This is a genomic window from Bacillus sp. 1A (assembly GCF_052682215.1).
Window position 1 is genome coordinate 4,561,881 of record NZ_JBQYLZ010000001.1, and the last position, 24,742, is coordinate 4,586,622.

Genomic DNA, 24,742 nt, shown 5'->3' on the forward strand with positions numbered 1-24,742 from the left:
AGTGACAGTATTATTAACAATCTGTATCATTGCCTGTTTCATTGTTTCATTTCTCGCCTTTATTTATCCTATCATTCCAGGCATCCTTGTTGTCTGGGCTGGATATTTAATTTACCATTTTGGTATAAATGGCGGAGAACTAACAACTTCCTTTTGGATTATTCAAGTCATTTTCACACTATTTATTTTCATTGCTGATTTTATTGCAAATGGATATTTCTTAAAGAAATATGGGAGTTCTAAATGGGGAGAGCGTGTCGGTATGATTTCTATTATTGTCGGATCTTTCTTCTTCCCACCATTCGGTTTAATTATCATACCGTTCTTATCGGTATTTATTACAGAACTAATGCATAAAAAAGCGCCAAAAGACGCCTTTCTAGTAGGAGTTGCTACTGTAGTTGGTTTTTTAAGCAGCACAGTAGCGAAAGCTATTCTCCAAATCATTATGATTCTCATATTTGTATGTTATATCATCTTTTAACCATCCCAATTTCGGGATGGTTTTTTTAATATGAAATACCTACTCGACTATTCTCATATTTGTTTTCACTACACAGATTCCACGTAAATTGTGCTGTATCACCAACTGTTATTTTCGCTCCCCCTTCTGGTAATACATCTTTTTCAGTTCGATACACTCCTGTCACATCACCGTCTATTAAATGCGTCGGACAAACGACCGTCCAACATAAATTACTACTACTAAGTATCTTATATGCAGCTAAATGATCTTCTGCTGCTGTTGTCATTTTCCTTTTTGATTCAGCTGATTGAAAACGATATAAATTTAGATTTGTTCTTGCTTGTAAAATACCTGCTGTTCCTATTGTAATGATTTTATGTACCCCTTCTTCTTCCATTTGCTTTATAATTTGTGGCATACTCTTCGCTAACGTTCCATTTCGATCCGTACCAAGTGCACTTATTACTATATCGCTTCCTTCTATCGCTTTCTTTATATCATTTTCATTTAGTACATTACCTTCTATTACTCGTAACCTTTCATGTTGTATTTCTATTCTATTTAAATCACGTGCTAATGCAGTTACTTCAGCTGCATCCTTTAATACTAATTTTATTATATTTGAACCTACTCGACCTGTTGCTCCTAATATACATACTTTCATTTGTTTTCCCCCTTTTTCATTCTTTCTCTATTTTTCAATAATTTTAATCAATTTTCAACAAAAAAGCTTCCTCATATATAAGAGGAAGCTTTTTTATTATTTTACCCCGCCTTAACGGGCAGTTAGACCCCACCTCAAAATTTAGTAAAACCAAAGAAGTTAGGTGGGGATCAACTGCCCGTAAAAGCCCGATTGGTTCAACTAATAATCAGTGGGGGATGCCCCCCACTGATTAAAGTTTCACTTTATTTCTTTTCTTTAGAATCGGTAGACTTCTCAGTTCCACTTGTTTCTTTATCCTTTTTGTCCTCTTGTTGTGTTGTTGTATCGTCTTCTTTCTTCTTGTCCTCACCTTTACTACAACCTACCATTAATAAAGAACTTGCAAGTGCCATAGCAGTTAATGATTTAACCCATTTGTTCATTTGCGTTTCCTCCTTTAGATAGAATATGTACAACCCCCATATTACTCTCTATTTTTAAAGGAAAGATTGAAAAATAGTAAATAAACGGTAAATATTTGTAAATTTTCTAATAATAGATATGTACACCTAGTCTATTTTTCTCCATGAAAAGTAAAAAACTAAGGCGCCTATCTTTCCGCCTTAGTTTCTTATGCAAACTTCTCATTTTCATATACATGTTTAATCTTATACTCTTTCTTCACAACATATTGCCATACACTATAGGCATAACGATTCATTTTCAGGAAGCAATTTTCTAAAAACGAGCGGAATTCTGGATTCGCAACTTCAACTGCCACTTGAGCGAACTTTAGTGCTAACCGTTTTAAATGCGAAATATAACAAGTTGCAATAAGGATATCCCCTGTATATTTACTATCAGTTTCCTTTTCCATTTCATGAAAATGAGATGAAATTGGTTCACAAGTTATATGCTGTACATTCTCTCCTTCTTGAAAATTCACTTGTTCATTATACGCTTGCAACATATATGGTAAATGATGCTGTAATAGCTCTTTTAATTCTTCGTCTCTTACCTCTCCTGTATACTCCCCAACCTTATAAATAAGCATATAACTATACCTCATTAATTCTTTCATACAATCCATGAAAATACCTCCCTTCTCTTTTGTCTATATGTTATAAATATGATGCTATAACATTTGCTATTCTTGCTAAAAACCAATCCCACTTACTAATTTTCTCAAAGTCTTCTTCTGAAAATCTTTTTGATTTATGAAAGTCTTCTTTTAATCGGTTCCATACGTCAGCAACAACTGTTGTATCATATATGATACAGTTAGATTCACAATTTAAATAAAAACTTCTATTATCAAAATTCGCTGTACCTATATCAACAATTTCTCCATCAATGATTGTTACTTTCCCGTGAAAAAAACCATTCCGATATTGATAAATCTCCGCTCCAGCATGGTTCATCTCTCTCAAATACGGATAGGCAGCTTGTTTTAACAATACTGCGTCACTTTTAAATGGTACGAGAATTTTCACATTGACACCTCGGTTTAATGCACCTTTTAACTCTTTCATCATTTCTTTACTTGGTACAAAATATGGCGTAGCAATAATTAAAGACTTTTTAGCCTGCTTTAAAAGCGCTCCATATTTTTCCCATAACCCTTTTCCATCTGAAAATAAATATTGATATTTTACATGCCCAATTGCAGGTAGACTTTTATGTATAGGCATTTTTTCTCCCGTATCTTCTTTCCAGTCAGCAGCAAACTTTCTTTCCATATCCGTGGCGCCATTCCCCTTAACTCGTACATGATAATCACGCCACGGGCCAAATTTCGAATCTTGTCCAAGGTACTCCTTTCCAATGTTAAAGCCGCCGATATATGATACTTTTCCGTCAATCGTAACAATGCGTCTATGGTTTCGTTGATGCAACGAATAGAATAAATGTTTCAATTTAGGTTTTTTACTAAACGTAAATTGGACACCATTGCTTTTTAGTTGACGAATTATCTTTTTCTTCAGCTTATATCCACCTATTCGATCAACTGACAATTTTACTTCTACTCCACTCGATGCCTTTTTCTCAAGCAACTGCAAAAATTCTTTGCTTATTTCATCTTTACCTACAATATAAAAATGGATATATATGTACTTTTCTGCATTGCGTATATCCTCAAACAATTTCGTATATAACTCTTCACCGTTCGTATATAGTTGAAATTCACCTAATTGAACTTGTCCTAATTCATATTCACTAGCCATTTTTTTCCCCATTTCCACATCGATGTTCATCCAAATGAATACACATATTAAACAAAGGATTACAACGAAAAAGTGTTTCATGGATATTTTCCTTCCTCCACTTACTGTTATTTCTATATCTTCCCTTTTTTAATACAATATCATTCAAGAAAATATGTCATTACATGATATATGTCCATATCAAACGATAGCTCATTTGCATATTGTATGTTGTATCTTAAAATAAAAGGAGGAAATAACAATGGGCTTCGCACATGGTAATGGATTCGCGCTATTAGTCGTATTATTTATCCTCTTAATCATCGTCGGTGCTGCTTGCTTCTGCTAAGTAGTTATCGTCATATGATATGTGGATGAAAAAACTATAAAAGCGGACACCTATTTTTAGGTGTCCGCTTTTCATATGAAAAACATTTCCGTTTGTTATTGTACCTTTAACGACTACATATTCAACTCAAAAAGTTAATAATGTAGCTACTTTCTTACTCTCCGCCTTACGTATATGACGTTGTTCTGCACGTAACACTGCAATGCGATGTAATTCTTTCTCTTCTTCTGTTTCAGGGATAACTCGCGGCACAGGAACCGGATTATTTTCCTTACTAAGCGCAACAAAAGTAACAAATGACGTTGCTGCTATACGTTTCTCACCTGAAATTAAATCTTCTGCTACTACCTTCACAAATACTTCCATAGAAGTTCTACCCGTCCAAATTACAAAAGATTCATAACTAACACAATCTGAAGAGCGAACAGGATGTAAAAAATCTACCCAATCCATAGATGCTGTGACACATTCTTTTCTTGCGTGCCTTGTTGCCGAAATAGAAGCAACCATATCCATCTCGGCTAATATCTTCCCACCAAATAGCGTATTATGATCGTTTAAATCTGTTGGAAATACTCGGCTCGTTTTAAACACTCTAGACTCATTAGCTGTTTTCCCTTTTACTTCAGTCATTGTTATCACCTCTTTGATTATTTAACCCGCTATTTGCAGACATTAAGACTCCCACCACAAAATTCGGCTGGAGCAAAGAAGTTCGGTAAGAGTTCCATTTCCCATTAACACTAGAACGGTATGAGCTTACTATCACTACACGTTTAATATTAACAACATTCAGAACTCTTAGTCTACAAAAAAGAACCGATGTTATCAATCGGCTCCTCTAAATACATATTGTTCTTTTGGCGGTTCAACCTTATTCCATTTCGTTACTTCTAATACAGGGATATTCGCATGGAATGGCTGATAAAATTCCGTTGATATTTCTCCTTCAACTTGAATCCAATCATCATTTTTCCATTCTATCCCTTCTGGTTTTTTCACTAACATACCATATACACCAGAATCCGCTACACAATGTATAATCCCGAAACGGAATAAGAAATATTGTTCTTTTTGAGAAGAGTCATCTTTGAAAACAAACCCTTTAAAAGATAATTTTTTCCCAGTAAACTCGCCAGGATAATTATAAATTGTTTCCATTCCTTTAAGAAAATTTTCATCGTTTAAAGTAATATTATCTTTCGTAACAAACTCTTTCTTCCCTTTTTCCATTACACCACGGTATCCTTCTTTTCCGTAATAAATACTTGTGTCTGGTCTTAGGAATTGCCTTGTCATAAACGGATCTTTACTTTCTGCTTGCGCAACTGGAAAGTGAAATCCTTTCGCTTTAACGATATCTGAATCTAACGTTGCAATTGGGAAAAATAATCCTGAGACTATCGGAAAACAAAACAATAAGTACGAAAATGCTTTTTTCCACCATGTATTCTCATCTTTTGAATGATCATGCCCGCAATGGCTATGATCACAACTACAATCTTGTTTTTCTTGTTCTTTCTGATGTTCTTTTTGGAATACGATAATAATTTGAACGACCGTTAAAAACCCTAAAATAATAGCTGCTGTTGTTGATAAATAAGCATACTTCATATTGATATACTTCGTAATATTACCGGAAATATGAAGCTGCGCGATTAAGATTGTAAAACCTAATAATATATATGCTCGAAACATAACCTACCACCCCATCGCATAAATGAGTAGTGAGCTTGCATAAACAACAAGTGTAACTGTAACAGTAACGACAATTACAAATTTTGTTTTAAATGTCGCAAGCATCATAAACATATTTTTAATATCCACCATCGGTCCATATACGAGGAACGCGACAAGTGATGCTGTTGAAAATGTACTTTGGAACGACGAAGCAATAAACGCATCCGCTTCTGAACAAAGTGATAAAATGTAAGCTAGTCCCATCATAACAGCTGGTGAAGAGAACGGCCCTTGTCCTATAGCAAGAAGTGTTGAAGTTTGTACGAACGTTTGAACTGCCGCTGCAATTAACGCACCTAATACTAAATATTTTCCCATCGAGAAAAATTCCTCAACAGCGTGTGTACATACATCCCACATTTTTTTACGTAATGGACGCTTATGATTCACTTCTGGGAAGTGATCATCTCGTAATTGATGTTCTTTAAACATAAATGATAATATAATTCCAACGATAATTGCTACGATAATCGCTACGATAGAACGATACCATACCATGTGCATACTACTTCCAAAGGCAACGTATGTTGCAAATAATACGACCGGATTAATAATTGGTCCAGTTAACATAAATGCAATCCCGGCATATGGTGGAACCCCTTTTCCGATTAACCGTCTTACAATCGGAACGATTCCACATTCACAACCTGGAAACATCATACCTAAAAAAGTAGCCATTAAAACAGACAGAAAACGGTTTTTCGGCATCCATTTCGCTACCATATCCTCTGTCACAAACATTTGAATGAATCCTGAAATAAATACACCAATGAGCACAAAAGGAAGTGCTTCGATCAATATGGAGATAAAGATTGTATTCATTTGCAGGAATGCTTTCGGTAATTGAAACAATTCCATGATGTATTTCCTCCAACTTTTCATTAACAATATGTAATTTTAACCCCATTTTATGAATTGGACAAGGCTTATACGGAATTCACTTCCTTCATATACATTACATTTTATAAGTTATATTCTATTCAAAACTTTCGATTTCATAGCAAAGAAGCTGCTCTAGCGCAGTTATATAACTATGCTAGAGCAGCTTTCTTCTCGTTAAAAGTAACGTTTCTTCCAAAAAACAAACGCTAATGTGAAAGATAGTGTTACACATATTATGAGTACAATTACAAAACCATGTGCTTCCCCTTCAAACGGAACCTTTACGTTCATTCCAAAGAAACTAGAAACCATCGTTGGTAACGATAAAATGATTGTAATAGACGTTAACAGTTTCATAACACTATTTAAATTATTTGATATAACGGAGCTAAAAGTATTCATCATTCCACTTAAAATGTGACTATATATTTCCGCCATTTCAATAGCCTGTTTATTTTCAATTAATACATCTTCTAATAAATCTTGATCGTCTTCATACATTTTTAAAAATGTACTGTTACGCATTAATTTTTGAATTACAATTTTATTCGCCTTTAATGATGTTGTAAAGTAAACTAAACTTTTTTCAAGGCCTAGCAATGTGAAAATCTCTTTATTTTTCATCGACTTATTTAATTGATGCTCTAAATCGATTGTTTTTCTGTTAATTTGCTTTAAGTATCTTAAATAATAAGTAGAAATCGTATATAAGAGCTGAAGTGCAAAGCGTGTCTTTTTAAACGTATAAAATTCTTTAATACGTTGATTAATAAAGCGTTCGAAAATTGGGTTTTCTTCTAAACAAATTGTCACAAAGCAATCTGGCATTACAATCATACCTATTGGAATCGTGTCATAAATCGAATTTCCTTCTTCATCATGTCTAACTGTTGGAATATCCACGATTATTAAGGTATTATTGTCTTCCTTTTCAATACGAGAGCGTTCTTCATCATCTAAAGGGTCTTTAATGAAATCTAAGTCTACATTTAAAGTTTGTACTAGATATTGAATTTCTTCTTCCGTTGGATGAAGTACATTAATCCAGCAACCCTTTTGCATTTCCTCAACCTCTTGTAGTTTTCCGTTTCGGTCTGTTAAATAAATATTTAGCATACTATCACCCCGATTCTTTTTACATGTAGGAATCTACCTCTCTAACATAACAGTTTTTGAACCGCCATTCTCAGCATATGAAACATACGTTTAAATTTCAATAGAAAAATTATTTTGAAAACGTTTTTATAAGAAAAATATTCTAAACAAAGAAAAAGACAGAGTGCTCTCTGCCTTAAAAAGCTTATGTTGCCTTTATAACATATTTAGAAAGCATCCACAAGTTAAAGCCAACTGAAATCGTATAACCAGCGTATGTTGAAATAATAAAACTTACATAGTCGAAATACGGAAGCAATACGATATTTAAAACTATCTTTACAATAATGCCAATTACTAATCCTAGCACTGTTTTCTGTTGCTGATTAATTCCTTGTAACATCGCAGCTGTTACTGTAAAAAGCGAAAATAGTATACAGGCAGGAGCATAATACTGTAAAATAACTCGCCCCATCTCCGGATCATTTCCGGCACCAAATAAAAGAGTATATACTGGTTTTGCTAACAACATCATTCCAATCGCCGCTGGTACCGTAATACCTACTACTAATACATTCGTTCTCGTAAAATGTTTGTACAGTAACTTCACATTCCCTGCTGTATAGGCTTTTGTCATCTCAGGTACGAGAGACATACTAAAAGCAGTCGCAACGGAAACTGGGATGAGTACAACCATCTGAACAAGACCAATTATTGCATTTATCTTCTCCGCTTCTCCTTGCATATACCCTATTTGTATAAGTAGTTTATTAATTGTAAATGTATCAATCGTCTGATACAACGGAATTGCTAAACCAACCACAACAAACGGTATTGAATATGTAAAGAGCTCCTTATACAGTGAGAAGAAAGATTTCGTTGTTTGCGGAATACTTGCCATTTCTTTTTTCTTTAAGTGCTTTCTCCTTCTTATGTAATACGCACTTAAAACAGTTAATCCACCTATCGCTCCCATAAAAGCACCGAACGTTGAAATACCAACAGCTAGCGAGACAGAAGCTTTTAAAATATATAAAACGACAAAGCTTCCTATTAAAATGGTTAAGACCCGAAAAAACTGCTCAACAACTACACTTAAAGCAGAAGGCCCCATCGATTGAAACCCTTGAAAGAATCCCCTTAATAAACTCATTACCGGTACAAGTATTAACGCAAAACTTACAATTTGGATATTAGTAGTGACCGCTGCTACACTATTCCCTGTTTGATCATTTCCATCGATTACAAGTTTAGCTAAATGTGGAGCTAATATATATAGCGTAAAACATGAGATTACTCCCATTATTAACATAAAAAAGATACCGCTCTTTAGCACTCTCTTAACCGTATGATAATCATTCAGTTGATCATATTTTGATACCATTTTTGAAACGGCAAGTGGTAGTCCCATCGTCGCAACGCTGAGCATAATCGTATATGGGCGATAAGCATACGTGTATAAAACGTACCCACTCGTACCGACCATTGCTGTAAAAGGTATAACATATATAAATCCTAACATTTTAGATATCATCGTTGCCATCGTTAAAAATATCGTTCCACGTATAAACGGTGACCCTTTCATCACATTCCTCCGCTACGCTTTATTATTACACATTATGGACAACTCCTTTTTTTTAGAACCGAAACAAATAAAAAAGCCAATGAAAAATCATTGACTTTAACGCGCTGCTTTTTTCTTTTTTAAATACTTTAAACCGAAGTATAGAGCAACAAAGAGAACAGCTCCTATAATTATGTAATGTGTGTAATCAGATGCATACTCTTTAATGTGTCGCCAATTTCCACCAAGCTTTTCACCTAAGTATATAAATAGTATTGACCATGGAATAATCGCAACCACAGTATACAGTGTAAATAGTTTTAATGGCATTTTAGCTAATCCTGCTGGAATAGAGATTGCATGACGTACGACTGGGATAAAGCGTGCAGAAAAGATTACTCCTGCTCCGTAACGCTTAAACCAACCTTCCGCTATGTCTAAATGGTGTTTATTAATAAGTAGATATTTCCCATATTTCTCTACAACTGGACGCCCTCCGTAATATCCAAGCCAGTATAAAAAGATTTGGGCTAAAGTACCACCAATAGTTCCGGCGATAACTGCACCGACAAAACTAATTTTACCATCCGCTACTAAAAATCCAGCATACGAAAGTACAATTTCACTTGGGATAATTTCAATCATTAAAGCTAGTGCTACTCCAAAGTAACCTAAGCTTGCAAAAAATTGCAATAACTGATCTATTATGCTTGCTAACATTTTATTTTCTATCTCCTTTTTTCTTCACATACCATCCCATTATTACATAAAGGTCGCATTCTGCCAATATCTTCATTTCAACAATATTATCGGCATAAGCATAATTAATCTATTACTATTTCTTTTTGAGGTTCTTTCATGTAGGCAAACATTTCTTTAATTTGCTCTTCTGTATTTCTAGCAATCGATAAATTAGGCAATTCATTCTCACCAAAAAACTCCACATCTTCTGTTTCAATACTAATTTTCTTTTCACCACCAACAATCTTACAGCTAATAAAAATTTTATATACGTGTGTTGCTGAAGGCGATGGTTGATGTTTTTCTTTATCAAATATAGCGAGTAGCTTAAAATCATCTACTTCATAACCCGTCTCCTCTAAAACTTCTTTTGCTGCTACTTCTGTCGGCGTATAACCGATATCAGCCCATCCACCTGGCAATGCCCATTTCCCATCACTTTTTTCTTTCACAAATAATAGTTTTTCATTTTGAAAAATGACTGCTCTTATATCAACTTTAGGTGTTTGATAGCCTGTCTCACTTGCAAATAACTTCTCTACTATTTCCCAATCTGTCTTTGTATAATGTGACATCATTGAAATGGAAATATCCCGTAATTGTTGGAAACGCTCTATATCATACACATCTTTAGAATACGTTAAACCCGCTTGAGCTATAGCTTGTATTTGTTTTACCCAATCAACCCACTTAACTGTCATGTTTCCACATCTCCATTCTTTATTAAATAAATATTACGTCAATTCAATTGATACATCTTTATTATACAAAAAAAGAGATTGATAATGTTCCAATCTCTTTCAAAATTAATCCAATTCATGTAAGTGGTCTTGTATATACTTTCTTCTTTTATTTATATATTCATCAATCATATCAGCTTCTTGATCAAATGTTTCTAATTTTTCTTTCATATATGGATCTTGTAGTAAATATGGGCGAATCGATTCACACAAACCTTCTACTTTCGGCATCATAAATGAAACGGTAAATTGTTCTTCTAATATTTCTTCCAAAATACTTCGGTATTGTTTTCTAAATACAGGTATATCTAACAATCTTGCACTTAACGTGTTATAACCTTGGATACGAATATACTCATGATTAAGTGGTCTCCCTTGTACATCTCGCCCCCAAGTCGCATCATAATCCCAAGGTATCACTTCAAATAAATTTGTTTCATCGTTATGATATAGTGCATAGTTATGAACGAAACCATCAAAGTTTTGTGTAAAAATAACGCCAGCTAACCATCGTAAATATTTATCAACATGCAAAAACTTTCCAATTTCTTTTTCATAAGCTTCCCTCGACAAAGCATTCGCTTGAAATACAAATTCACTCAGCTGTTCTTCACTATTTTTATTCGAATATTTAAATTCATAACCCGCAAAGAGCTCGGTCTTAACATCTTTATCTCTCTCACTCATTAAAGAAAAATTCGCATCATCATCTATCGCATAATAAATAGAACCACTCGGTAATCCTCTATTTTTCAAAAAGTTTTCATCAACTGATTCTAACTGTAAATATACACCTTGAATTTGACCATTAATTTTTATAAATACATGTTGTGATTTTGGTGAAAGTACACCAATATCATGAAAAAAATCTAAAGATAATTTATTTCGTATGAGAGACGGATCCATAAACTCAGAATTTAAATGAATCTCTTTCGCACCTTGAAATTTTTTCGGTTTATAAAACATAACATGATAAGACTTTTTCTCAAATTCACGAATATGAGCACCCCGGTATACGATATCAATGTCATACTTCTTTTTTCCATAAGTTAATTTTGCCGGCACTGGGCTGTCTGACCAAATGTCTTTTTTCAATTCCACTAAGTACATTGGATGAATAAAAAAATCATATGAAGGTAGCATGTTTTCTCATCCCTTCTCAGTTCTCTTCATTCAATGTATGCGCCTTGTCTTGTCCATACATCCGCTATCATCCATTTATATAAAATTACACTCTTGTCCTGTTCAGAAAGACGTCATATCTCATATCATGTTAAGGAAAAAGAATACCTTTTCAACTTAATACATGATAAGGAGGATTTCTATGAAACGTGATATTAGAAAAGCTGTTGAAGAAATCAAAAGTGCTGGGATGGAGGATTTCTTACACCAAGATCCAAGTACTTTTGAGTGCGATGATGATAAATTCTCTCATCATAAATGTACTACAGGATGTAAATGTACTACAGGAGGTAGATGTCCAAGAACAAGATGTACTCGCGTGAAACATTGTACTTTCGTTACAAAATGTACGCACGTAAAAAAATGGACATTTGTTACAAAATGTACTCGTGTACGCGTTCAAAAATGGACGTTCGTTACGAAAGTGACGCGTAGAAAAGAATGCGTTTTAGTTACAAAACGTACTCGCAGAAAGCATTGTACTTTCGTTACAAAATGCATACGCTTTGAAAAGAAATTTTTCTGGACAAAACGCAGTTTCTGTAAAAAATGCGAATTCTTCCCTCACGGACACGGTAGATCTTGCGATGATGATTGTGATCATGGTAAAGACTGTCACGATGACGGGCACAAATGGAATGATTGCAAAGGCGGACATAAATTCCCATCTTGCAAAAATAAGAAATTCGATCACTTCTGGTATAAAAAACGTAATTGCTAGTTTTTATGCCTACAAAAAAAGGCCGTTTTGCGGCCTTTTTTACGTTTATCCCGCTTTAATGGGCAGTAAGACCCCCACCTCAAAATTCAGCGAAAGCAAAGAAGTTAGGTGGGGGATTAACTGCCCATAAAAGTCCGATTGGTTCAACTAATAATCAGTGGGGGATGAAGAACCCCCCACTGATTAAAGTTTCACTTTATTGAAAGTGACTTATATCTGCAAATTGCTTCACTGCACCTTTCCCTTCTTCAAATTCTATTATACTTAGACTAGCACTATGCATAAATGGATCATCCCATACATTTTCTATTTCAATACCCGCAAAATGTCCTACAAGTAATTTTGCTGCTGCCGCATGGGAAACAATTAATATACTTTCTCCTTTATGCTTTTCTAAAAGAAGCTGTATCCCATCCATTACCCTTTTATGAACAGCCTCAAAATTTTCTCCCGATGTTGACTGGAAAAGATGTGGCTCATACCAAAACAACTGTATTTCGTCTGGGTATTGCCTTTCTATATCATCGATTGTCAGTCCTTCCCATTCACCCATGTTAATTTCATAAAAATGCTCATCCGCTATTATCGGTATGTCACGTTCGCCCTTTATTAACTCTGCAGTATTGAGGGTTCTTTCACTTGGACTACTATAGATCGTATGGATAGATAAATCTTTCATTCGGTCTCCTAATTGCTTTGCTTGTAACATACCATTTTCAGTTAAAGCAGAATTTTTCCGCCCTTGCATTCGTTTCGCTACATTCCATTCCGTCTCACCGTGCCTTGTTACATATACAGTTATTTTCATTTCACATTCCCCCTTACCATGTTGGCCGCAATTCCCACGGTTCTACTCGTCCTACAATCCATTCATCACATTTACTCTCAATTCCTTTTATTACCCCATCCGATATTTCTTCATGGGTAAGCCATCTCCCGTATGTATCTTCTAAAATAAAACCTAATATTATTCTATGGTAGCTACATCGCGTACCACCTATTTTTTGTGCGGGTATACGCGACGCTTTACTACCTAAAATATGAAAAACGTTGTATGTTTCAGACGACAAATCCACTTCTCTACAAATGAATGACAACGTATCCTTCGCACTTGCGTGTACCCATGCGACAACTAATGTTATTGGGCCATTCTGCACAATTGTGCTTTTAATAGCTAGCTTTACATCGTCGTCATTATGATAATCTAACGGAAGACATGTGATATTTTCTGGTATAGCACTCTCTCGCTTAACATTTTCTAATTTCACTTTATCTCGTCCAATAATAGAAACATGAAATCCTTGCTCACAAAGCCACATAGAAACTCTCTTTAGCATTCCTGTTCCACCAATTACTAGCGCATGCAACTTCTTCTCCCCTTAGTAAAATGTCATATGAGGTTTATCTTCCCTATAATAATTAAGTCGGTCTTGCAATGTCCCTGAATGAAATTCAAACTTATGGCCGTCTGGATCAACAAAATATATAGACTCACAATCCCTTACATCTCGTTCTCTTCCTTGTAAAATATGAACATCGTTTTCTTCTAATCTCTGCAGTAGACGTTCAAAGTCTTTCTGTTCAACTGAAAACGCAATATGCGTATAAGATTGATGAATCTCATTTCTCGGAATATGTGTTTCTTCATTAAGTGCTACCCATACCCCACATATATTAAAATATGCAAGTTTTTTCCCTTTAACTAATAATTCTCCTTCTAGTACTTCTTCGTAAAATGTAATAGATTTTTCTAAATTAGATACTGAAAAACAAAGATGATTGATTCCCTTTACCAACTCTAATTCCTCCTATACAAATAAAAGATGAGCGAAAATTCGCTCATCTTTTATTATACTATTTCTTTGTAACATATGCCCATTTATAACTGAAGTCCCCACCAAACGTATGATTAGCAATACCTTTTACAAATGGCTTCTCTAAATAAGCTGTACTTTGTTGGTACGTAGGAGAAATTGCTGCATCTTGACCAATTAAGATTTTTTCAGCTTCCGCAAGTGCATTCCAGCGTGCTTTATCATCTTTTAATAGCTCTCCTTTTGATTTCGCTACTAAATCATCATACTTCGGATTAGAATAATCCATTTCATTAAATGAGCTTCCAGTAACAAACATATCAATATAAGTCATTGGATCCGGATAATCAGGGCTCCATGCAGATAATGAGAATTCATATTGGAATTTCTTTTCTAAATCCAGCTTCTGCTTGTATGGTTGCTGTTTCAAATTCACTTTAATACCAGGCAAGTTTTTCTCTAGTTCTTCTTTAATAAAGTCGCCTACTTTTTTACGGCTACCGTTATCATCGTTTAGTAATTCAACCGTAATTGTATCTTGACCAAGCTCTTTCTTTGCTTCTTCCCATAATTTTTTTGCTTTCTCTGCATTATCTTTACTATCACGGAAGTTTTTATTTACAGAGCGGAAGTCTTTTCCATCTGGACCTGTCGTGAATTTTTCAGGTACTAAGAAATATGCTGGCAATGAACCGTCATTTAAAATAACATCAGCAATTCCTTTTTTATCGTATGCTAAATCAATCGCTTCACGTACTTTTTGGTTTTTAAATGTTGCATTTTTTTGGTTAAAACGCAAGAAATACATACGTGGATCTAACTTCGTTTTAAATTCATCTGGCTTATTCTTTTTATATTTATCAACAAATTCAGAAGTTAAAATAACTCGATCTGCTTGATCACTATCATATAAATTTACTCCCGTGCTTGTTTCCTTCACAATACTTACATTAATTTCGTCTAACTTTACAGTATCTTTATCCCAATAATTAGGGTTTTTCTTCAACTGATAATTTTGTTCGTGTTTCCATTGACTCATTGTAAATGGTCCATTATATACTAATTTATCTGCTTCTAATCCGTATTTATCTCCTTGTCCTTTCACATATTTTTCATTTAATGGGAAAAATGTAGGGAATGATGTAAGCTCAAGAAAATAAGGTGCTGGTTGCTCTAATTCTACTACCAACGTTTTATCATCCTTCGCTTTAACACCCAATTGATCTGATGGTAATTCTCCTTTATTTACTTTCTGTGCATTTTTCACATCAAATAAAATGAATGCATATTCTGCCGCTATTGCTTTATCTAATGTACGTTGCCATGCATATACAAAATCTTGTGCTCGAACTGGATCACCATTTGACCATTTCGCATCACGTAATTCAAATGTATATGTCTTTTTATCTTCACTAATCTTCACATCTTTTGCCATGCCTGGTGTTGGTTTATTATCTTTATCTAGACGATATAAACCTTCCATTGCATTTACAAATACACGGAAAGATACAGAATCCGTTGATTTAGATGTATCCATTGAAGGAATTTCAGCTGTTTCTAGCAAATTTAAAACTTGTTTATCTGCCATTCCCTTATTCGATTCTTTCTTCGTTGTCGAAGCCTTCTCACCATTTCCACATCCTGCAACCAATACACTCGTCGTTAATACAAGTGCAGCAATTGTTGTTGTCTTTCTCTTCATTCTTCCTTCCCCCAATCTATATGTATAAGTTAAATCCTATATAATACATTTCATTATACAAAAGATTCTGATTATTTTAAATATTTATTTTAATAAACATAGAAAAAAGCGGTCAGAAATTTCTTTCCAGCCACTTTGTTGAATAGCATTTACTTGTAATCCCTCCTCTATATCAAATGGATTTTGGACCTTAAATATTTCTTCCATCATCTTCAAAAACTCTTCTTCATTTTTAGATTCACCGTTAACCGTAAGTGAGTATGGTTCCACTTCACCCAATTTATAATCGACAACAAATTGAATTTTCACCTTTTGCCTTGGCGTCCCAGCGTTATATCCTTGAAATTCTACTAATTCTAATCCTTCCGTTCCACGATAATATATCCAACCTGAATTTTGAAAATAATTTTCGAAAGATTCACCTATTGAAAAGAAAGGATATTCATAAAGCGAGCTTGTACGAACTTTTTGAATAACATCTCGATCAGTCGGAAAAAAGAAATGGCTAAAAAATATGCTAGCAACTGCTAAAATAGTAACAATTGTCGCTCCCATTTTGCTCGTTCCGCCACTATCATGGATGAGATAGTTTGCAACTGATTCATTTTTTATTTCTCTTGCTTTTATTCGATATATACGTCTTTCCGCAAATTGATAGTATAATCCATTTGCAAAAATCCCCATTCCAAACAAAATAAAAATAAGTAATAAAAACGTAAGAGGTACCATATTAATGATTGGCAACGCTACATTAAATCCCATATAATACGAAAATGCATCACACGCTACTAATAACAACATAAATAAAGCAGCTGGTACATAATACTTGCGATATCCTAGCCAACCTATATTGAAAATAGCAGCCCAACCATTCCAGCTCCACCTAGCAATCCGCTTATTCTCAAGCTCCCATTTCCTTTTGTAATACGGATATTGTCTCCCTACATATACTTCTAATTCTTTATCTATTAACGAGCTACCTTCATCTTGTTCATTATCCAAGTTTCGTTGACAACTTGCACAATTTAACTGTTCCTCCTCGCAAGGTTTTCCACAATTTATACATTTCAAAACAATCCCTCTTCCCATCCATACGTCATTTCAAAATACCTTCGTGATTTAATAACCACTCTTTCCTCCATAAACCGCCCGCATACCCAACAAGCTTCCCGCTCTTTCCTATTACACGATGACACGGAACGATAATTGAAATTGGATTACGACTATTTGCTCCTCCTATCGCTCGTACAGCTTTCGTATTTCCGACCTTCTCTGCAATATCTAAATATGAAGCACTTACGCCATAAGGAATAGTATAGAGCGCATCCCATACATTTTTTTGAAATGCTGTTCCCTCAGCAGACAGTGGGACCGTAAACTCTCTTCTTTTCCCCTTAAAATATTCATCTAGCTCATTTATACATTGATCTATCATTTCATTTTTATGTTCTTCTTTTCTCTCATCAACAAATATAACAGACGTAATTCCTTTATCGTTCGCTGTAATTTCCAGCAAGCCTAATTCACTTTCATAATAAGCCTGGTACATATGTCATCCTCCAATTCAATTCATATTAATTATTGTAACACGAATAGACAAAATTTTTCGTATAAGCGTTTTATTAGGGAAACAAAAACAAGAATGATAAAATGTAAGAAAATTAAATCTAGGAGGCTATTGGATGAATTCTGAACTTTTTTCACCTTATACAATTAAGGACGTTACATTAAAAAACCGTATCGTTATGTCACCTATGTGCATGTATTCATCAGAAAACGAGGATGGCCAAGTAACTAATTTCCATCACGTTCATTACGGAACAAGAGCTGCTGGTCAAGTTGGTTTAGTTATGATCGAAGCAACAGCCGTGTTACCTGAAGGAAGAATTTCTAATAAAGACCTAGGTATATGGGATGATAGCCTAATTGAAGGCTTACATAAAACGACAACTTTTATACATGATAACGGCGCAAAAGCCGCCATTCAACTTGCTCACGCCGGAAGAAAAGCTGAATTAGAAACGGATGCTCTCGCTCCATCCGCAATTCCGTTTAATGAAACTATGAAAATCCCAGTAGAAATGAGTATACAGCAAATAAAAAAGACCATATTAGCTTTTCAAGAGGCTGCAATACGATCCAAACAAGCTGGATTTGACGTTATTGAAATACACGGCGCTCACGGTTATCTTATTAATGAATTTCTTTCTCCACTTTCTAATAAACGGACTGATGAATATGGAGGTTCACCTGAAAATCGCTATCGTTTCTTACGTGAAATCATTGACTCAATAAATGAAGTTTGGAACGGACCGTTATTTGTTCGTATTTCAGCAAACGATTATCATCCTGACGGTTTAACGGTTCAAGATTACGTTCCATATACAAACTGGATGAAAGAACAAGGAGTAGATTTGATTGATTGTAGTTCTGGAGCTGTTGTTCCGGCACACATCGATGTATATCCCGGGTATCAAGTGCAATATGCTAAACATATTAAAGAACATGCTAACATTGCAACTGGGGCTGTTGGTTTGATTACGACTGGAGTACAGGCAGAACAAATTTTAAATAATAACGAAGCAGATTTAATTTTTATCGGACGTGAGTTACTTCGCAATCCTTACTTCCCAAGAATAGCCGCCAATGAACTTAGCTTTGAGTTAGAAGAACCGTATCAATACAAACGAGCACCGGGGAAAATCCATACGAATAAATAAAACCGAGAATAATATGTACTACTGAATCTAGAGGAATAAAAAGTATACTATAAGATAACGTATGTTATTTCATAATATCGTTTTAAGGTGGATCAACATTTTGCTTGATACACCTATTTTTTTATGTATTTATCTCCCGTTCTGAATATGTGACAGGGTTAAAAATCGAATTCCACAATCGTGATTACGAAAAAAAACAATTTCTCAGATTAAGTGAGAAATTTTTTTTTGATATAGTAGTATTCTACATATTAATTCGTTTGTTTAGTTTGAAACTCCAACAATTTTAAGTATCATTTACAAATAAGAACGATGCGCTGGCCATGAACCTTGAAGCTTGCGAAGTTGTACAATTTGTCCTGTATGATAAGCATCGTGCAAAAGGATGATCATATATTGTTGCCAAATTGGTAGAGAAGGAGTTAATTGATTTAGTTCTGCTTCTTGGAGGGATATTAATGCAGATTGTAAGGCATCATGCAGTTGAATTGTTCGCAACACTGTTTGTTGCCAAGCCCCCTCATCATTACGTCCACCTTGGACAAACGTTTCATCATTATTTTGTGGCGCCACAAATGTTTCATCTTGATGCAAGCGGGCAAGTAAGCGTTCTTTAAAGATAAGTAAATGGTTTACATTTTCCCAAATCGTATTACTAGCCTCTCCTTCTGGTTGCCAACATGCTTGCGCAGCAGTAAGGTCCTTTAACGCGTCTGATAAAGGTGGATACCATTCTTCTTCGTAAAACACTTGCTTAATTCCATTTTGCAACATTTCTTTTTTACTCATTCGTATATCCTCCTTTTGCAAATCTCCCAAAAATACGGAGTAGTACATATAGGACTTTTATATCTTCGGAACCCAATTCCCTTCAGATTTTACTCAAACAGATATAAAAACAGATTGTTTCCAAATAGAAAGTATATTCTATTTGATTTATTGGTATTACAAACAATGGATATATGATAGTAGTATATTTTCAAATGAAGTGAAACATTCTTATAAGACGAAATCATCCGTTAGTATAATACGACTCTAAAAATAGCATTGCAATAAACGAGGTCACTTGTCGTACAAGATCAAGAGTGTTGGAAACGTATAAAGTGAAACTTTAAACCGCGGGGGTTTTGCTGTCCACAAATAGCGGGATAAAAATGCGATTTGCATAATAAATTATCGTAAAAAAGGAGTGGGCTCCCCACTCCTTTTTTACTTTCTTATAATTGCTAAACTACATGTATTTACTATTCATTCAAGATTCAAACTTGATTTGTAATACATGCCATTTTTCTCGTTTTTTATTCTATCGTTGTAATTTCATTTGAGTTATAAATATAAATACCCGTTTCTTCTCTCAATGCAGTGATATACATCCCTTTCGCCACATCTTTCGCTGAAATTGGTTTATACTTTTTGAAAGCCCCTTTAAATATAAAAGGAATGATACGAGATAACTTTTCAGCCATTCGTTCACCGAAACGAAATTCTTGTCGATTTCCTACTAATAAAGATGGCCTAAAAATATGAATACCACCAATGACTAACTTTTGTAATTCCTCTTCCATTCTCCCTTTAACTTGCGAATAAAAGAAAAACGATTTAGGTTTTGCTCCCATTGAAGACACAACAAGGAAATTTTGTACCCCTTGTTTTTCAGCTAAACAAGCAGCTCGTAACGTATATTCATAATCTACCTTTTTGAAATTTGCCTTTGTTTTTGCTTTTTTGATTGTTGTTCCTAGACAACTAAATACATCATCTACAGCAAAAAACTCTTTATATTCCTCTAACACCGAAAAATCTATTTGTTTTTGCTGTAACTTTTCATGTTGCCATTGCATTGGTTCCCTTACAAAAATAGTAACCGAATCGTAGTAATCTGATTCAAGTAATAGACGCGTTATCTCTTGTCCAACTAAACCACTTGCACCAAGTACTAACGCTGTTCGCTTATTCATATATGCATATACCTCTTATTTTACTTTTCTCTCCTTCAGTAAAATACAACTTTTAGGAGTTTCCTTCTCTCATTTTACCACAAGTAAAGCACTATGCGTACGCATAGTGCTTTACTCACTCTTTTTTCTCATCTTTCTCTCGCAATTTTGTTACTGTTGATGCATCTCCTAAATTACTTATTAATCTTCTTAAAAAAATTAAGACTAATGCTAATGGTAATACTACCGCTAATATCAATAAAATAGCTTCCATTAAGTAACCCAAACACTCATCCCCCTCTGCACCCTCCTTTCAAATATATGAACGTAGCGTTGTCACATATGCATGCATTCCTAAAAATAATACATCCAAATTTGACAACTTTATAACAAAAATAAATCGGAATGATTATTATTTATTGCAACTTTATAAAAGATGTATTATACTAAGTTCGCAAACTAAAACGTAATTATTCCGTTTTGTATTAAAATGATATTTTTCTTCTATAATTGGGGAAAATATATCCGTAAAAAAAGAAAAGAGGAGAACTTCATGCCTAAAAGATTGACTATATTTTCATTCTTACTTATTTTCACTTTAATTTTTACTGGCTGCTCAAATAAAAAAGAAGGTAATGCCAAGAAAGACGGAAAGCTAACTGTTTATACTACTATTTTTCCTCTTGCAGATTTTGCAAAAAAAATTGGTGGCGACTATGTAACTGTTGAAGCGATTTACCCACCTGGTGCAGATTCACATACATTTGAACCAAGTCAAAAACAAACAGTACAAGTTGCAAAAGCGGATTTATTCGTTTATAACGGTGCTGAATTAGAACCATTTGCTGAAAAAATGGAAAAAGCATTACAAAAAGAAAATGTTAAAATTGTAAATGCATCAAAAGGTATTGAACTGCGTACTTCTACTGAAGAAGAGCATCATGATCACGGAGACGGTCATAAAGAGGATGAACATCATCACGATAAAGACCCACACATTTGGTTAGACCCTACTCTAGCAATGAAACAGGCAGAAAAAATAAAAAATGCACTTGTAGAATTACAACCTGATCATAAACAAGAGTTCGAAAAAAGCTTCGCAGCACTTCAAACAAAATTTACTGATTTAGATGATCAATTTAAAGCAGCTGTTGCGAATGCAAAAACGAAAGACATTTTAGTTTCTCATGCGGCTTATGGATACTGGGAACAACGCTATGGCCTGAAACAAATTGCTATCGCTGGTATTTCAGCTTCTGATGAACCATCTCAAAAACAGCTTGCTGACATTACAAAAACAGTAAAAGAACATAATCTACAATATATTTTATTTGAAACATTCTCTACACCAAAGGTAGCGTCCGTAATTCAAAAAGAGACGGGTACAAAAATTTTACGCTTAAATCATCTTGCTACTATTTCTGAAGATGATGCGAAGAGCAATAAAGATTACTTCACTTTAATGGAAGAAAACGTAAATACATTAAAAGAAGCTACTAACTAATCAAATTTTTAAAAGAAGCTGAATATGTCATTCAGCTTCTTTTTTATTTGTACTTACTTGACTTGACCAAAATAACAAGTAAAATTATCCATATTAGCTTTTAAGCTATATTAATTTAGAAGGTGAGTTGGAATTATGACTCTTCACATTTGTGAAGTAACAGAAAAAAATTGGCGTTCGGTAGCTGCTTTAAACGTCGCAAAAGACCAGCAGCAATTTATTGAAAGCAATGCGTTTTCTCTAGCAGAATCATTATATGAGGGAAACGGAACGTCAGTAGGTTTATATGATGGAGAAACACTTGTAGGATACGCAATGTATGGATGGTATTGGGAAAAACGTAAAAGTGTGTGGTTAGATCGCTTTATGATTGACGAGCAATATCAAGGAAAAGGATATGCAAAACGTTTCCTTCGCATACTCATTCAATTCTTACAAGATAAATTTAAATGTAAAATAATTTATTTAAGTTTACATCCAGACAACAAACTCGCAATGGGATTATACGAGTCATTTGGTTTCCGTTTAAATGGTGATATTGATGACGAAGGTCCAGTTGTAGGTGTTGTAATGGAGTTACTATTAGATGAACATACAAGCCTGTGAAAACAGGCTTTTTATTATCCTTCGTTTTTTGCAATCTAGCATTTTTCTACAAAATACTTAGTTAAAAAAAAAATAAGCCTGCACCATATGCAGACTTATTTCACACACTCCCCGAAATGTTCTTGGAACCATTCTTTATTAATATCTTTTCCGATAAACACAACTTCACTTACTCGTTCTTCGCCCTCTTGCCACTCTCTATCATATGATGCAGCAAACAGTGTATGCACACCTTGGAAAACGATACGTTTATCTACTCCATCAATCGATAAAATTCCTTTGTAGCGATATAAATACTCCCCTAGCTCTTGAACGACAGCTGACATCCACTCATTTAGTTTTTGTAAATCTAACGGTCGCTCTTCGCGTAGTACAAACGACTTTACGCCTTCTAGATGATTATGCTCTTTATGAGGATAAATTTGTAACGTATCTTTCGTTTTAAACGTTTGAATTTGTAGTAACGATGGAATATCTACATCACAGTTAGTCGCCTCGATTAACTTTGCAGTAGGGTTAATACCTTGCAGTTCCTGCAATAGATTTTCCTTTTCACTTTCATCCACTAAATCTAATTTATTTACTAAAACGACATCAGCAAATGCAATTTGTTCCTTTGCTTCTAGTCCTTTTTCAAAATGTTTATGTATATGATAACTATCTACTACTGTTACAACGCCGTTAATTTGGTATGCAGATTGAATCACAGGATCTAAAAAGAATGTTTGAATAATCGGACCTGGATTTGCAAGACCAGTCGTTTCAATTACTAATCCATCAAATTCCATTTTACCTTCTGCTTTTACGTCCAGTAATTGTTTTAAAGCGACTAGTAAATCTTCACGTACAGTACAACATAAACATCCATTCGTCATCTCCATAATCTCTTCTTCGACATTCATAATCAGCTGATTATCAATACCAATTTGCCCTATTTCATTTACAATCACTGCTAATTTATGACCGTGATTTTCTGATAAAATGCGATTTAATAATGTCGTTTTCCCTGATCCAAGAAAACCAGTTAATATTGTTACTGGAATCATTTCGTACATCTCCTTATAGCTATATGTTTTTACATTATAGCATATAGAGAAAATCGTTTTTGTAGCAAAACATATTTATTGTATGTACGATACTGTAACTATATAATAATATGTAGCAAGAAAGCCTTTTCAAAAAATGATTCATTCATCAAGGAGGTACTTATAATGGAACGAGTTCAAATGGCCGAAACACTAGAATTTTCTCGTATTATTCAAGGTTTTTGGCGTTTAGCAGAATGGAATATGACAAAGCATGAGTTACTTTCTTTTATGGAAGCTTGTATGGATATGGGAATTACTACTTTCGATCATGCTGATATTTATGGCGGCTATACGTGTGAAGGATTATTTGGAGAAGCGTTACAACTCAAGCCTTCCTTACGCGAAGACATGCAAATTATCACAAAATGTGGAATCGCTCCCCCATCACCAAAATTTCCAGAGCGATATGTTGCGCACTACAATACAAGTGCTGAACATATAATAAAAAGCGCGGAAGACTCATTACAAAACTTACATACAGATTATATTGATGTACTGCTCATTCATCGCCCTGATCCATTTATGGATCCAAATGAAGTAGCAGAAGCGTTCTCACGCTTAAAGCAAGAAGGAAAAGTCCGTCACTTCGGTGTATCTAACTTTTTACCTTCACAGTTTAATATGTTAAGTTCTTATTTAGATTTCCCGCTCATTACAAATCAAATTGAAGTATCTGCGATGCAGCTTGAACATTTCGAAAAAGGGACCATTGATTTATGCCAAGAAAAGCGAATCAATCCTATGATTTGGTCGCCTCTTGCTGGCGGAGAAATCTTTACTGGTCAATCAGAACGTGCCATACGTGTACGTGAAACGTTACAAAAGGTTGCCACTGAACTAAATGTTACTAGCATCGATACAGTTATGTATGCATGGCTGCTTGCTCATCCAGCTAACATGATGCCAATCGTTGGATCTGGTAAACTAGATCGTGTTAAAACAGCCGCTCTTGCTACAAAAGTTAATTTAGATCGTCAACAATGGTTTACAATTTTCGAAAGCTCTAATGGACATCCTGTACCATAATACACAAAAAGAAGA

At 34.5% G+C, this 24,742-nt stretch carries 29 protein-coding genes; 7 read left to right on the forward strand and 22 right to left on the reverse strand.

Annotated features, from left to right (window positions below; translation table 11 throughout):
* The first annotated feature begins 1 nt into the window (after nt 1).
* Nucleotides 2–484 (forward strand): DUF456 domain-containing protein, encoded by a 483-nt coding sequence (locus ACUN0F_RS23385; protein WP_097858502.1) that lies wholly within the window; start codon nt 2–4, stop codon nt 482–484.
* A gap of 25 nt (nt 485–509) precedes the next feature.
* Here the strand turns inward: ACUN0F_RS23385 and ACUN0F_RS23390 are convergent, their stop codons facing one another.
* The 4 genes from ACUN0F_RS23390 to cls form a co-directional block, all read right to left on the reverse strand.
* Nucleotides 510–1,130, reverse strand: a complete 621-nt coding sequence (locus ACUN0F_RS23390; RefSeq protein WP_264461299.1) for an NAD(P)-dependent oxidoreductase — start codon at nt 1,128–1,130, stop codon at nt 510–512.
* A 245-nt stretch (nt 1,131–1,375) separates the two neighbouring features.
* Complete coding sequence (locus ACUN0F_RS23395; RefSeq protein WP_001045960.1) at nt 1,376–1,555, reverse strand: hypothetical protein; 180 nt, start codon at nt 1,553–1,555, stop codon at nt 1,376–1,378.
* A gap of 188 nt (nt 1,556–1,743) precedes the next feature.
* Nucleotides 1,744–2,202 (reverse strand): spore coat protein, encoded by a 459-nt coding sequence (locus ACUN0F_RS23400; protein WP_000340549.1) that lies wholly within the window; start codon nt 2,200–2,202, stop codon nt 1,744–1,746.
* Nucleotides 2,203–2,233: 31 nt separating this feature from the next.
* Nucleotides 2,234–3,418 carry a cardiolipin synthase gene (cls, locus tag ACUN0F_RS23405; protein ID WP_046954952.1) on the reverse strand — a complete coding sequence of 395 codons (1,185 nt, stop codon included), beginning with the start codon at nt 3,416–3,418 and terminating at the stop codon, nt 2,234–2,236.
* Between the two features lie 160 nt (nt 3,419–3,578).
* Between cls and ACUN0F_RS23410 the strand changes: the two genes are divergently transcribed.
* Complete coding sequence (locus ACUN0F_RS23410) at nt 3,579–3,665, forward strand: YjcZ family sporulation protein (protein WP_000505094.1); 87 nt, start codon at nt 3,579–3,581, stop codon at nt 3,663–3,665.
* 126 nt (nt 3,666–3,791) lie between these two features.
* Here the strand turns inward: ACUN0F_RS23410 and ACUN0F_RS23415 are convergent, their stop codons facing one another.
* From ACUN0F_RS23415 to cotH, 8 genes are all read right to left on the reverse strand, one after another.
* Nucleotides 3,792–4,298 carry an acyl-CoA thioesterase gene (locus ACUN0F_RS23415; RefSeq protein WP_000141167.1) on the reverse strand — a complete coding sequence of 169 codons (507 nt, stop codon included), beginning with the start codon at nt 4,296–4,298 and terminating at the stop codon, nt 3,792–3,794.
* 195 nt (nt 4,299–4,493) lie between these two features.
* On the reverse strand, nt 4,494–5,363 hold the full coding sequence (locus ACUN0F_RS23420; protein ID WP_097858503.1) for a TIGR03943 family putative permease subunit: 870 nt from the start codon (nt 5,361–5,363) through the stop codon (nt 4,494–4,496).
* A gap of 3 nt (nt 5,364–5,366) precedes the next feature.
* Nucleotides 5,367–6,263 (reverse strand): permease, encoded by an 897-nt coding sequence (locus ACUN0F_RS23425; RefSeq protein WP_000418724.1) that lies wholly within the window; start codon nt 6,261–6,263, stop codon nt 5,367–5,369.
* A 198-nt stretch (nt 6,264–6,461) separates the two neighbouring features.
* Complete coding sequence (locus ACUN0F_RS23430; protein WP_000932392.1) at nt 6,462–7,403, reverse strand: magnesium transporter CorA family protein; 942 nt, start codon at nt 7,401–7,403, stop codon at nt 6,462–6,464.
* A 184-nt stretch (nt 7,404–7,587) separates the two neighbouring features.
* Nucleotides 7,588–8,967, reverse strand: a complete 1,380-nt coding sequence (locus ACUN0F_RS23435; RefSeq protein WP_264461296.1) for a putative polysaccharide biosynthesis protein — start codon at nt 8,965–8,967, stop codon at nt 7,588–7,590.
* 96 nt (nt 8,968–9,063) lie between these two features.
* Nucleotides 9,064–9,666 (reverse strand): DedA family protein, encoded by a 603-nt coding sequence (locus tag ACUN0F_RS23440; RefSeq protein ID WP_000881203.1) that lies wholly within the window; start codon nt 9,664–9,666, stop codon nt 9,064–9,066.
* A gap of 104 nt (nt 9,667–9,770) precedes the next feature.
* Nucleotides 9,771–10,388, reverse strand: a complete 618-nt coding sequence (locus tag ACUN0F_RS23445; RefSeq protein WP_264461295.1) for an NUDIX hydrolase N-terminal domain-containing protein — start codon at nt 10,386–10,388, stop codon at nt 9,771–9,773.
* Between the two features lie 105 nt (nt 10,389–10,493).
* The gene (gene cotH / locus ACUN0F_RS23450; RefSeq protein WP_098088357.1) at nt 10,494–11,570 is read right to left on the reverse strand and encodes a spore coat protein CotH; all 1,077 of its coding nucleotides are present in this window, start codon (nt 11,568–11,570) and stop codon (nt 10,494–10,496) included.
* Nucleotides 11,571–11,751: 181 nt separating this feature from the next.
* Here cotH and exsB point away from each other — a divergent pair, with 181 nt between their 5' ends.
* Nucleotides 11,752–12,330, forward strand: a complete 579-nt coding sequence (gene exsB / locus ACUN0F_RS23455; RefSeq protein WP_046954956.1) for an exosporium protein ExsB — start codon at nt 11,752–11,754, stop codon at nt 12,328–12,330.
* A gap of 196 nt (nt 12,331–12,526) precedes the next feature.
* On the opposite strand, the gene ACUN0F_RS23460 is transcribed toward exsB, so the two are convergent.
* The 6 genes from ACUN0F_RS23460 to ACUN0F_RS23485 form a co-directional block, all read right to left on the reverse strand.
* Nucleotides 12,527–13,138 carry a phosphoserine phosphatase 1 gene (locus ACUN0F_RS23460; protein WP_445540267.1) on the reverse strand — a complete coding sequence of 204 codons (612 nt, stop codon included), beginning with the start codon at nt 13,136–13,138 and terminating at the stop codon, nt 12,527–12,529.
* Between the two features lie 13 nt (nt 13,139–13,151).
* Nucleotides 13,152–13,697 (reverse strand): short-chain dehydrogenase, encoded by a 546-nt coding sequence (locus ACUN0F_RS23465; RefSeq protein WP_000543157.1) that lies wholly within the window; start codon nt 13,695–13,697, stop codon nt 13,152–13,154.
* A 12-nt stretch (nt 13,698–13,709) separates the two neighbouring features.
* The gene (gene fosB / locus ACUN0F_RS23470) at nt 13,710–14,126 is read right to left on the reverse strand and encodes a FosBx1 family fosfomycin resistance bacillithiol transferase (RefSeq protein ID WP_445540268.1); all 417 of its coding nucleotides are present in this window, start codon (nt 14,124–14,126) and stop codon (nt 13,710–13,712) included.
* 58 nt (nt 14,127–14,184) lie between these two features.
* Complete coding sequence (locus ACUN0F_RS23475) at nt 14,185–15,846, reverse strand: peptide ABC transporter substrate-binding protein (RefSeq protein ID WP_046954959.1); 1,662 nt, start codon at nt 15,844–15,846, stop codon at nt 14,185–14,187.
* Between the two features lie 84 nt (nt 15,847–15,930).
* On the reverse strand, nt 15,931–16,935 hold the full coding sequence (locus ACUN0F_RS23480) for a DUF2628 domain-containing protein (RefSeq protein ID WP_080345055.1): 1,005 nt from the start codon (nt 16,933–16,935) through the stop codon (nt 15,931–15,933).
* 7 nt (nt 16,936–16,942) lie between these two features.
* Nucleotides 16,943–17,395 (reverse strand): methylated-DNA--[protein]-cysteine S-methyltransferase, encoded by a 453-nt coding sequence (locus ACUN0F_RS23485; protein WP_264461291.1) that lies wholly within the window; start codon nt 17,393–17,395, stop codon nt 16,943–16,945.
* A 133-nt stretch (nt 17,396–17,528) separates the two neighbouring features.
* Between ACUN0F_RS23485 and namA the strand changes: the two genes are divergently transcribed.
* Nucleotides 17,529–18,566 (forward strand): NADPH dehydrogenase NamA, encoded by a 1,038-nt coding sequence (namA, locus tag ACUN0F_RS23490; RefSeq protein WP_001083629.1) that lies wholly within the window; start codon nt 17,529–17,531, stop codon nt 18,564–18,566.
* A 297-nt stretch (nt 18,567–18,863) separates the two neighbouring features.
* On the opposite strand, the gene ACUN0F_RS23495 is transcribed toward namA, so the two are convergent.
* From ACUN0F_RS23495 to ACUN0F_RS23505, 3 genes are all read right to left on the reverse strand, one after another.
* Complete coding sequence (locus ACUN0F_RS23495) at nt 18,864–19,355, reverse strand: DinB family protein (protein ID WP_445540269.1); 492 nt, start codon at nt 19,353–19,355, stop codon at nt 18,864–18,866.
* 509 nt (nt 19,356–19,864) lie between these two features.
* Entirely contained in the window at nt 19,865–20,524 is a 660-nt protein-coding gene (locus ACUN0F_RS23500) for an oxidoreductase (RefSeq protein ID WP_001042750.1), read from the reverse strand.
* Between the two features lie 115 nt (nt 20,525–20,639).
* The gene (locus ACUN0F_RS23505; RefSeq protein WP_000540925.1) at nt 20,640–20,789 is read right to left on the reverse strand and encodes a hypothetical protein; all 150 of its coding nucleotides are present in this window, start codon (nt 20,787–20,789) and stop codon (nt 20,640–20,642) included.
* A gap of 267 nt (nt 20,790–21,056) precedes the next feature.
* Between ACUN0F_RS23505 and ACUN0F_RS23510 the strand changes: the two genes are divergently transcribed.
* Together ACUN0F_RS23510 and ACUN0F_RS23515 are read left to right on the forward strand one after the other, a co-directional pair.
* Complete coding sequence (locus ACUN0F_RS23510; protein ID WP_445540270.1) at nt 21,057–22,007, forward strand: metal ABC transporter substrate-binding protein; 951 nt, start codon at nt 21,057–21,059, stop codon at nt 22,005–22,007.
* 135 nt (nt 22,008–22,142) lie between these two features.
* Nucleotides 22,143–22,613: a GNAT family N-acetyltransferase gene (locus ACUN0F_RS23515; RefSeq protein WP_101167252.1), complete on the forward strand. Its 471-nt coding sequence runs from the start codon at nt 22,143–22,145 to the stop codon at nt 22,611–22,613.
* A 95-nt stretch (nt 22,614–22,708) separates the two neighbouring features.
* Here ACUN0F_RS23515 and ACUN0F_RS23520 read toward each other — a convergent pair whose 3' ends face one another.
* Entirely contained in the window at nt 22,709–23,659 is a 951-nt protein-coding gene (locus ACUN0F_RS23520) for a CobW family GTP-binding protein (RefSeq protein ID WP_000613417.1), read from the reverse strand.
* A 165-nt stretch (nt 23,660–23,824) separates the two neighbouring features.
* Between ACUN0F_RS23520 and ACUN0F_RS23525 the strand changes: the two genes are divergently transcribed.
* Nucleotides 23,825–24,727: an aldo/keto reductase gene (locus ACUN0F_RS23525; RefSeq protein ID WP_088321514.1), complete on the forward strand. Its 903-nt coding sequence runs from the start codon at nt 23,825–23,827 to the stop codon at nt 24,725–24,727.
* Nucleotides 24,728–24,742 lie beyond the last annotated feature (15 nt).